Source organism: Acinetobacter sp. YH12072 (assembly GCF_013419565.1).
Classification (GTDB): domain Bacteria; phylum Pseudomonadota; class Gammaproteobacteria; order Pseudomonadales; family Moraxellaceae; genus Acinetobacter.
Genome location: NZ_VOZV01000036.1, coordinates 18,306 through 28,259, shown reverse-complemented (window position 1 = coordinate 28,259; position 9,954 = coordinate 18,306). Strand labels below are relative to the sequence as shown.

Below are 9,954 nucleotides of genomic sequence, written 5' to 3'. Positions count from 1 at the left end.
AATAATTCAAGTGAATTTGTTTGAAAGAAGAACTTTAAAAGCTTTATTTTCACCCGATAAAATACCCATAAAACAAGAGGAAGCTCATTTGAGCTTCCTCTTGTGAAAAATTGTGGGACAGCAATGCGCCTGAGCGTCCTTTTTTATCTATCCAGATCAGTCAAACAACCGATCAAAGAAAGATTTTTTCTTTGGAGAAGACTGGCTGCCCTCATCTTCCATGGTCGCTTGCAACTCTTTCAACAGTTCACGTTGACGTGCAGTCAGGTTCACTGGTGTTTCTACAACAACACGGCAAAGCAGATCACCTTGCATGGTTGAACGTACTGGTTTCACGCCCTTACCACGTAGGCGGAACAGTTTACCGGTTTGCGTACCTTCAGGAATTTTCAGGCTGACACGACCATCTAATGTCGGAATCTGAACTTCTTTACCCAAAGCTGCATCCGCAATTGAAATTGGCACATCCATATACAGATCTGCACCGTCACGCTGGAAGATTTCGTGTTCACGTACCACGACTTCAACGTATAGATCACCTGATTGGCCATCACGAATCGCTTCACCTTTACCAGTCAAGCGTACGCGGTCGCCATTGTCCACCCCGGCTGGGATAGTAACTTCTAGGGTTTGCTGACGGTCAGATACACCTGATCCATGACATTTATTACATGGGTTCTTAATGATCTTGCCCTGGCCACGACAGGTACTACAGGTTTGCTGTACCGAGAAGAAACCTTGCTGCATACGTACTTGGCCGGCACCATGACAGGTTGGACAGGTTTCAACATCGTTCGGATTTTTAGAACCTTTACCATCACAGGCGTCACATGGTGCTGGTGCAGTAAAAGTAATGGTTTTCTTAACGCCTTTGACTGCTTCTTCAAGCGTCAATTCCATCACATAGCGTAAGTCTGAACCACGGCGTTGACGTTGCTGGCCACGGCCCCCCCCACCAAAGGCTCCACCGAAAATATCCCCAAACTGGCTGAAAATATCTTCCGCACTGAAACCACCGAAGCCGCCAGCACCACCGCCCATACCACCTTCAAAGGCTTGATGGCCCATACGGTCGTACATGCTGCGTTTTTCGCTGTCTGACAGAACTTCATACGCTTCTGAAGCTTCTTTAAACTTCTCTTCAGCTTCAGGATTGTCCGGGTTACGGTCTGGATGATATTTCATCGCCAACTTACGGTAGGCTTTTTTAATTTCATCATCACTAGCGGTTTTAGAGACGCCCAAAACCTCATAATAATCACGTTTAGCCATGTCTGGCGATGCTCCTCACGGAATTCTATTTAATATTGACTGTGGTCTAAAATTGGGGTTAAACCCAGCTTTACAAGGGGAATTCTGAAAAAAAATTGAAAGCTTAGAATACGGCTTTGTTTTGAGAAAATTTGAAGATACCTTTTAACCAGGCATTAATGAGGAAAATAATGGCAATAAAGCTGAATACTACACCTGCGACTGTGCAGGCTTTCACCCAAAGCTGGCTATCCCAGGCGAAGAAAAATAATGGAATGAACCAGAGCGCTGCAAAAATCGCGAGTACTGAATAAATTACAATATTACGCATGATCCAGAGTGCCTGTGCCTGTAACCAGACTTCGGCATAATCAATCTGGGTCACCTTACGTGCATACCAGTAGGCGAATATGCCGCTTACCACTGTAAACAAAGCAAAAAACATGAAGACATAAGCCATCGCCACGGAGCGTCGCATCTTGGTGAGTGTGTCTTGAGTCATGTTTAGTCAACCTTAGTGTGCGGCCCAGCACAAGCGAGTTCCGCAGCAGTATGTCTTTTTTGAATTATTAAAAAATCAGGTACTACTATATTGAAATTTTCAATATTTCGCACCTGAAATTATGACAAATTTAAACAGAATTTAAACTTTTTTTCACTTTAAACCATTGTGCATATAAGGCTGGCAGGAAAAACAGCGTTAATAGCGTTGCAACGATCAATCCTCCCATAATGGCAACCGCCATTGGCCCGAAAAAAATGCTTCTGGATAAAGGAATCATGGCCAGAACGGCAGCCAGTGCAGTCAGAACAATCGGACGGCAACGGCGCACTGTGGCATTGATAATTGCATTCCATTGCGACTCACCGGCCTGAATATCCTGTTCAATCTGGTCAATGAGAATCAACGAGTTACGCATGATCATGCCTGACAAAGCAATCGTGCCTAGCATGGCCACAAAGCCAAAAGGTTTATTGAAAATTAACAGGAATAAGACCACGCCAATAATACCCAATGGCGCTGTCAGGAAGACAATGAAGGCACGTGAGATACTTCTAAGCTGGATCATCAGCAAAGTCATCACAACCGCTAAAAATAATGGCATACCCGCATTCACTGAATTCTGCCCACGCGCAGATTCTTCGACTGTTCCGCCTACTTCAATCAGATAGCCACTTGGCATTTCTGATCTGAGCTGCGCCAACTGATCTTTCAGCTCGTTGACCACGGTTGCCGGTTGCAGTTGCGTCCGGATATCAGCCCGTACCGTAATAGTCGGCAAGCGGTTCCGATGCCAGATCAGGCCTTCTTCAAAGCTGTATTCGATCTTGGCAATCTGGGCCAGAGGAACTGAACTCCCATTTGTAGTTGGTACAGCCAGACTACTCAGTGAACCGACATCGACACGTTCAGCCTGATCACCCCGTAAACGGATTTCAATCAGTTCACGTTTTTCACGATATTGATCAATCGCAGTTCCAGAAATTGAGCTATTCAGGAAATTCGCCAAATCGCTACTGCTTACTCCCAACTGACGGGCGCGGTCCTGATCAATATCCAGCTTAATCACTTTACTTGGTTCACCCCAGTCCAGATGCACATTGGTGGTATTCGGATTGTCTCCGACCGTTGCTGCAACTTTCTGTGCCCATTGGCGGACTAATCCCAGATCTTCACCCGATACGCGGAACTGTAATGGATAGCCAACGGGTGGGCCATTTTCCAGCAGAGATACGCGGGTACGGGCTTCTGGTAACAGCACCCGAATCTGGTCACTTAAAGATTTACGGATTTCATTGCGGTCTTCAAGTGATGAAGCCAAGACCACAAACTGGGCAAAGCTGGCTTGCGGCAATTGCTGGTCTAATGGCAAATAGAAACGCGGTGAACCGGTACCGACATAGACCACATAATTATCAATCCCCTCCTGTTTGGACAGGAAGTTTTCAACTTTTTTCACTGCAGCCTCAGTCGCTTTTAATGAAGCGCCCTCTTCCAGTTTCAGATCTACCAGAATTTCGGCACGGTTCGATGGCGGGAAGAATTGTTTAGGCACCAGATTAAACATCAAAATGGATAGCACAAAAATCCCGACAGTCGCCGCGATGACCGTTTTACGGTAGGTAACACAGATATTCACCCAACGGCGAAAGCCCTGATAGAACTTGGTTTGATAAGGATCATGATGTTCACCGGCATGATGCACCAGCGGCTCCGGTTCAGGGCGTTTGCCTAAACGCGCCCAGAGACGTTGATACCATGGTGCTCTCTGCACCAGATCTTTATTGAAATCTGGCAGGAGTTTGTCACCCAGATAAGGCACAAACAGAACTGCGGCAATCCAAGATACTAATAACGCCAGCGTCACCACCTGGAAAATCGAGCGGGTATATTCCCCGGTACTGGATGCTGCTGTCGCAATCGGCAGGAAACCGGCAGCAGTAATCAGTGTTCCGGTCAGCATTGGAAAAGCAGTCGTCCGCCAGGCATGACCTGCCGCCTGTAAGCGGCTAAAACCCTGCTCCATTTTGATTGCCATCATTTCAATGGCAATGATTGCGTCATCCACTAGAAGGCCAAGTGCCAGAATCAGGGCACCCAGAGAAATCTTATGCAGACCAACATCAAACAGTTGCATCCCGGCAAAGGTCATCGCCAGTACCAGTGGAATCGAGAACGCCACCACCAGACCGGTACGAAAACCGAGTGAGAAAAAACTCACCAAGAGAACAATAATCACGGCCTCGGCCAGAACTTTCATAAATTCATTAATACTGCGTTTCACCGCTACCGGCTGATCTGAAACTTTTTGCAGATCCATCCCCAGAGGCAAAGTTTTCTGCAATCGAGCAAATTCCTGTTCCAGATTTTTACCCAAGGCAATGATGTCGCCGCCTTTACGCATCGATACGGCAATACCGATGCCATTTTCGCCCATAAAGCGCATACGCGGTTGTGCTGGATCAGTAAAGCCACGATAAACCTCCGCCACATCGCCAAGCTGGATGGTCTTGCCATTCACCAGTAAAGGTAGCTGCTGCAGTTCTTCGACATTATTCAGCGCACCACTGACCCGCACCTGAATCCGGTCAGAACCGGTTTCAAAAAAGCCCGCCTGAGTCATGGCATTTTGCTGCTGCAGTGCCTGCTGAATGGCAGTGACCGGAATACCGAGCTGGGTAGCTTTGGTGTTGGAGATTTCGATCCAGATTTTCTGGTCTTGGAGTCCAATCAGTTCAACTTTGGCGACATCCTTGACCCGTTGCAACTGTAACTGTAAACGGTCGGCATATTCTTTAAGCGTCGCATAATCGAAGTCATTGCCCTTGATGACATAGATGTTGCCAAAGGTATCACCAAACTCATCATTAAAGAATGGACCTTGTACGCCTTGCGGTAATTCATGGCGAATATCATTGATTTTCTTACGAACGTTATACCAGACATCCGCGACATCCTTGGAAGCCAAAGAATCGTTGGCAATAAAAGTCACCATGGATTCTCCCGGACGGGAATAGGCCATGATCCGGTCATACTGTCCGGTAGTCATCAACTCTTTTTCAATCCGGTCGGTGACCTGTAAGGACATTTCTTTAGCACTGGCACCCGGCCAGTAGGTCTGGATTACCATCACCTTAAAGGTAAACGGCGGATCCTCACTTTGTGACAGTTTGGAATAGGATACGATGCCCACCAAACCGAGCAGGATCATGAAATACAGTACCAGACCTTTATTCTTTAAGGCCCATTCAGACAGGTTAAAGTTCATATTTAACTCCCTGCCTGAATTTTCACACTACGGTTTTCACGGTCAATCGGATTTATTTTTTGCTGGTCACGCAGCAGATGCACCCCACCAATCACCACATAATCATCAGCCTTTAACCCACTGAGAACTGGTACAGAATCACGGCCATAAGCACCCAGCTGAACCGGCACTTTGCGGATGGTATGATCCGGCTTGACTACCATCACATAGGCCTGCTGATCGGTCGCTGAAACGCTGGATAAAGGAACGCTAAGGATATTGTCCTGACTGTTCTGGAAGAACACCCGGGCACTCTGACCGAGCTGGATCTGGCTGTTCCCTTCGCGTAAAGCCACTTTCACCCGGAAGGTACGCGATTGATCTGCTGCAGGTGAAATCTCACGAACAAAGGCGGCGAATTTTTCATTCGGTTTGGACCATAACGTGACCCAGGCCGGCTGACCGGTTTTAATTTCGGAAATCGCCTGTTCAGGAACCCCAATCACGACTTCACGCTCACCGGCTATCGCCAGTTCAAAGGCCGCCTGCCCTGCTGCAACGACCTGACCAATTTCGATATTACGTGCAGTAATTACCCCACTTTTATTGGCAATGAGCTGGTTATAAGCAGTCTGATTTTTAGCCGTATCATAATTAGACTGGGCCTGTTTCAGATTTGACGCGGCTGCCTTGTATTGATTTTCAATCGCATCATATTGTGAACGGCTCACGGCATTGGTGGGTAACAGCTGCTTGAAACGCTGTAATTCATCCTGAGCAATTTTACTGGCCGATTGGGCACTTTCCAGCTGGGCACGTGCTGCATTGAGCTGGAGCTGGGCATCTTTCACATCTAGGGTCGCCAAGATCTGCCCAAATTTTACCTGATCACCTACATCGACAAAACGCTGGGTGACCTGCCCGCCTACCCGGAATGCCAGTGCTGTTTGCTGACGTGCCTGGACATCACCGGCATAGCTTTTCAATTCCTGATGTGAAGTTTTCGGTGTGGTCACCATGACAAATGGAACTTCCTGTTCTGCTGCAGCGCTGTCCTTGCTACATCCTGAGAAAGCCATACTGCATAGGACGATCATGCCAGCCAGTGCGCTCTGTATCGTGCTCATTATTGTTCGCTCTTATCTAATCATCATTTTTAGGGCAAAATAGGTAGATATATAAATTGCTTATTTTTTAATTAATATACCACCCGGTACACTAATTAGGATTCTGCAGTTAAAACAATGACCATATTGAATTTTTTTGGATGAAATTGTGCAAATACCGGTTGGACGGCCCAAGGATCTGGAGAAACGCCAGCGTATTCTGAACGCAGCGAAACAGCTGTTTTTACAGCATGGTTATCATGGTTCCAGCATGAACCAGATTGCGCTGGAGGCAGGTGTAACCAAACTCACTGTCTATAATCATTTTCAGGATAAGGCCACGCTGTTTAGCTGTGCGGTTGAAGAAACCTGTGAGGCAATTCTGCAAGAATCTCCTAAAGTTCTGCAGCCTGATAGTGATTTTCAGCAGGAGCTGTATCAGATCTGTCTGCGCTCATTCAATATTGCCAATCTGCCGGAAGCTCTCAAACTGGACCTGCTCATCATGCAACTGGCCTATGAAAAAAATCCGTTGGCGGAACGTTTTTATACAGCCTCACATATCAAGCTGAATCAGGCCTGGCATGATTTCTTTGAGCAGGCGCAGCAACATCAATTTATCCAGACTGATGATCCGCAGCATCAGACCGAACTGATAGTGTCCTTACTGTTAGGTATGCGACATCACAAAGTCTTACTGGATTTAAGCCCGTTACCTGACATGCAGCAACGCCATCAGATCATTCAGCAGGCCATCGAGATCTTTATGCTGAAATATGCAATTTCCCGTTAAATTTCTTCTATCTGGCCTGATCCTTGCAACAGCGTAAGGACTAAAATTCATCCAATTATCAACAAATGATATTCAACTTTTGTCTGCAAAAGACTTGGATTGTCATGCAGTCGGGGTATAGTCAAAGGAAGAATCGGAGGGATATAAAAAATGGTTCAACAGATTGATGCACCTCTACGCGAAGACGTACGTTTACTGGGTAATTTGCTGGGAGAAACCCTGAAGTTACATGCGGGGCAAGATTTGTTTAATCAGGTCGAGCAAATTCGGGCCTTATCGAAAGGCGCTCGCGATGGACAGGTGGAAGCAGAAAAACAGCTGGAACAATTATTCCTGACTTTAGAAGATCATGAAATCCTGCCATTGACCCGTGCCTTCACCCATTTCTTAAACTTTGCCAATATTGCCGAACAGTACCATGTGGTACGTCGTCGCCGTCAAAGCGAATTTGAGGAAAGCACAGAATCTCCAAATCCTCTGGTTCCTTTATTTGAAAAATTCAAACAGCAAGAAATTTCTGCAGAAACCTTATATCAGCAAATCTGTGAATTAAAGATTGAACTGGTGCTGACCGCACATCCAACAGAAGTCAGCCGACGCACCCTGATCCAGAAATATGATGGCATCAATAATGCCCTGTCCAAATTCGACCAGCAGAAGCTAACCCCGCGTGAACGTCAGGCAGTTTTGGCTGACTTAAAACAGCTCATCAGTTCTGCCTGGCAAACTGATGAAATCCGTCAGCATCGTCCAACCCCGGTGGATGAAGCCAAATGGGGCTTTACGACAATTGAACAAACCCTCTGGAATGCTGTACCCAAATTCATCCGTGAACTGAACGGCATGGTTGAGGAACAATGTGGCCAGACTTTGCCGCTAGATGTTGCTCCGGTACGTTTCGCTTCCTGGATGGGGGGTGACCGGGATGGCAATCCGAATGTGACACATAATGTGACTCAGGAAGTCTTGTGGTTGTCGCGCTGGAAAGCAGCCGACCTGTATTTGCGTGATATTGAAAACCTGCGCTGGGAACTTTCTATTCAGCAATGCAGTGATGAAATTACACAGGCGTTAGGCCACCAACATCCTGAACCTTACCGTGAATATTTACGCGATATACGTGAACGTCTAAAAATTACCCGTGCTTGGCTGGCTGAAAAACTGCATGGCAAAGATGCGGATGATAGTCGGGTCATTAAAAGTAAAGATGAGTTATTAAAACCGTTACTGACCTGTTATCGCTCATTGATGGCGTGCAATCTGGCAGAACTTGCCAATAGCAGTCTGCTGGACCTGATTTACCGGGTGAACTGTTTCGGCATTGAACTCCTCAAACTGGATATCCGTCAGGAATCCGGTCGTCATCGTCAGGCCATTTCAGCCATTACTGAATATCTGGGTCTGGGTAATTTCGAAACCTGGACTGAACAGGCCCGTCAAAACTTCCTGTTGCAGGAACTGCAAAGTAAACGGCCTCTACTACCTAAACACCTGAATGAACCAGCGGGTAGCCTGATTGAACATCCAGATGTACAGGAAGTGTTTACCACCATGCGCACATTGGCCGAACAGCCAAGTGAGTCTCTGGGTGCCTATATTATTTCCATGGCCGAATATCCAAGTGATGTGCTGGCCGTCTTGCTGCTGCAAAAAGAAGCCGGGATCAAACAGCCTTTACGGGTAGTGCCTTTATTTGAAACCTTAAAAGATCTCGACGGCGCTGCTGACACCATGTCGACACTCTTTAATATGCACTGGTACAAGCAGCATATTCAGGGCAAGCACGAGGTCATGATTGGTTATTCGGATTCGGCCAAAGATGCCGGCTTTATGTCAGCCAACTGGGCACAGTACCGTGCGCAGGAAGAACTGACCGCAGTTGCTAAACTGCATGGTATCCAGTTGACCTTGTTCCATGGCCGTGGCGGTTCGATCAGCCGCGGCGGTGCACCCACCCAGCAAGCCTTGTTCTCGCAACCACCAGGCTCTATTTCAGGGGCCATTCGGGTGACTGAACAAGGTGAAATGATTCGCTTTAAATTTGGTCTGGAAGAAATCGCGCTACAAAATCTGGAAATTTATACAGCGGCGACGCTGGAAGCGACTTTATTACCGCCACCCGAACCGAAACCGGAATGGCGTGATCTGATGCATAAGATGACCGATCTGTCGGTACAGGTCTATCGTCAGACAGTACGTGAAAATCCGCATTTCGTGAAATACCTGCGTACCGTGACCCCAGAACTGGAATTACAAATGTTGCCACTGGGTTCACGTCCTGCCAAACGTAAGGTTAGCGGCGGGATTGAATCCTTGCGTGCTATTCCCTGGGTCTTTGCCTGGACCCAGATCCGTTTGATGTTACCGGCTTGGCTGGGTACCGGTGCCGCATTAAATGAAGTACTGGATCAAGGGCAACGTACAATTCTGGATGAGATGCTAACCGAATGGCCTTATTTCCAGACCTTAATTGATATGCTGGAAATGGTACTCTCCAAAGCAGACAGCAATGTCGCGCTCTATTACGAATCACATCTGACTCAGGATGAAGACCTGAAAGAGCTCGGCACGGAACTGCGTCAACGCTTGCAAGATGCCATCCAGACCCTACTCACTTTAAAAGATGAATCAAAACTGCTGAGCAGTAATGGTGTCTTGGACCAGTCCATGACCGTGCGTAAACCTTATCTGTTACCGCTCCATTTACTGCAAGCCGAATTGATGAAACGTCGTCGATTATATCTGGAACAGCAGCAGGCTGAACACACGCCAGTCGATCATGCCTTGATGGTCAGTATTGCCGGCATTGCCGCCGGTTTACGAAATACCGGTTGATTTTTTTCTCTTCCATTTAAAGCACATCTACACGATGTGCTTTTTTATTGATCAGTCAATAGCCAAAAAAAGCTTTATTTATATATCAAATTAAAATTACTTATAGAAGTTGAATATGAATTGTCCGGGAATTAATCCACTGATTTAACTTTAGTTTTGATTTAAAAAACTTTTACCGCACGGTAAAATATCAAATAAAGTCATAGAATTAATTTGAACA

At 46.7% G+C, this 9,954-nt stretch carries 6 protein-coding genes; 2 read left to right on the top strand and 4 right to left on the bottom strand.

Translation table 11 applies throughout. The features are described 5' to 3' along the window. Positions 1-156: 156 nt before the first annotated feature. From dnaJ to FTU19_RS13510, 4 genes are all read right to left on the bottom strand, one after another. On the bottom strand, positions 157-1,272 hold the full coding sequence (dnaJ, locus tag FTU19_RS13525; RefSeq protein ID WP_034703346.1) for a molecular chaperone DnaJ: 1,116 nt from the start codon (positions 1,270-1,272) through the stop codon (positions 157-159). Positions 1,273-1,375: 103 nt separating this feature from the next. After that, entirely contained in the window at positions 1,376-1,753 is a 378-nt protein-coding gene (locus FTU19_RS13520; protein WP_180131544.1) for a hypothetical protein, read from the bottom strand. 130 nt (positions 1,754-1,883) lie between these two features. Further along, a complete protein-coding gene (locus FTU19_RS13515) occupies positions 1,884-5,021 on the bottom strand; it encodes an efflux RND transporter permease subunit (RefSeq protein WP_180131541.1) in 3,138 nt (1,045 codons plus the stop codon). Positions 5,022-5,023: 2 nt separating this feature from the next. Beyond that, positions 5,024-6,127 (bottom strand): efflux RND transporter periplasmic adaptor subunit, encoded by a 1,104-nt coding sequence (locus tag FTU19_RS13510; protein WP_180131538.1) that lies wholly within the window; start codon positions 6,125-6,127, stop codon positions 5,024-5,026. 148 nt (positions 6,128-6,275) lie between these two features. On the opposite strand from FTU19_RS13510, the gene FTU19_RS13505 reads away from it, so the two are divergent. Both FTU19_RS13505 and ppc read left to right on the top strand, forming a co-directional pair. Continuing rightward, a complete protein-coding gene (locus FTU19_RS13505) occupies positions 6,276-6,899 on the top strand; it encodes a TetR/AcrR family transcriptional regulator (RefSeq protein ID WP_180131535.1) in 624 nt (207 codons plus the stop codon). Positions 6,900-7,049: 150 nt separating this feature from the next. Beyond that, positions 7,050-9,734, top strand: coding sequence for a phosphoenolpyruvate carboxylase (gene ppc / locus FTU19_RS13500; RefSeq protein WP_180131533.1), 2,685 nt, complete (start codon positions 7,050-7,052; stop codon positions 9,732-9,734). The last annotated feature ends 220 nt before the right edge of the window (positions 9,735-9,954 follow it).

Coding starts and splice junctions, on each gene's coding strand:
- dnaJ (WP_034703346.1), bottom strand. CDS start 1,272: ATGGCTAAACGTGATTATTATGAGGTTTTGGGCGTCTCTAAAACCGCT.
- FTU19_RS13520 (WP_180131544.1), bottom strand. CDS start 1,753: ATGACTCAAGACACACTCACCAAGATGCGACGCTCCGTGGCGATGGCT.
- FTU19_RS13515 (WP_180131541.1), bottom strand. CDS start 5,021: ATGAACTTTAACCTGTCTGAATGGGCCTTAAAGAATAAAGGTCTGGTA.
- FTU19_RS13510 (WP_180131538.1), bottom strand. CDS start 6,127: ATGAGCACGATACAGAGCGCACTGGCTGGCATGATCGTCCTATGCAGT.
- ppc (WP_180131533.1), top strand. CDS start 7,050: ATGGTTCAACAGATTGATGCACCTCTACGCGAAGACGTACGTTTACTG.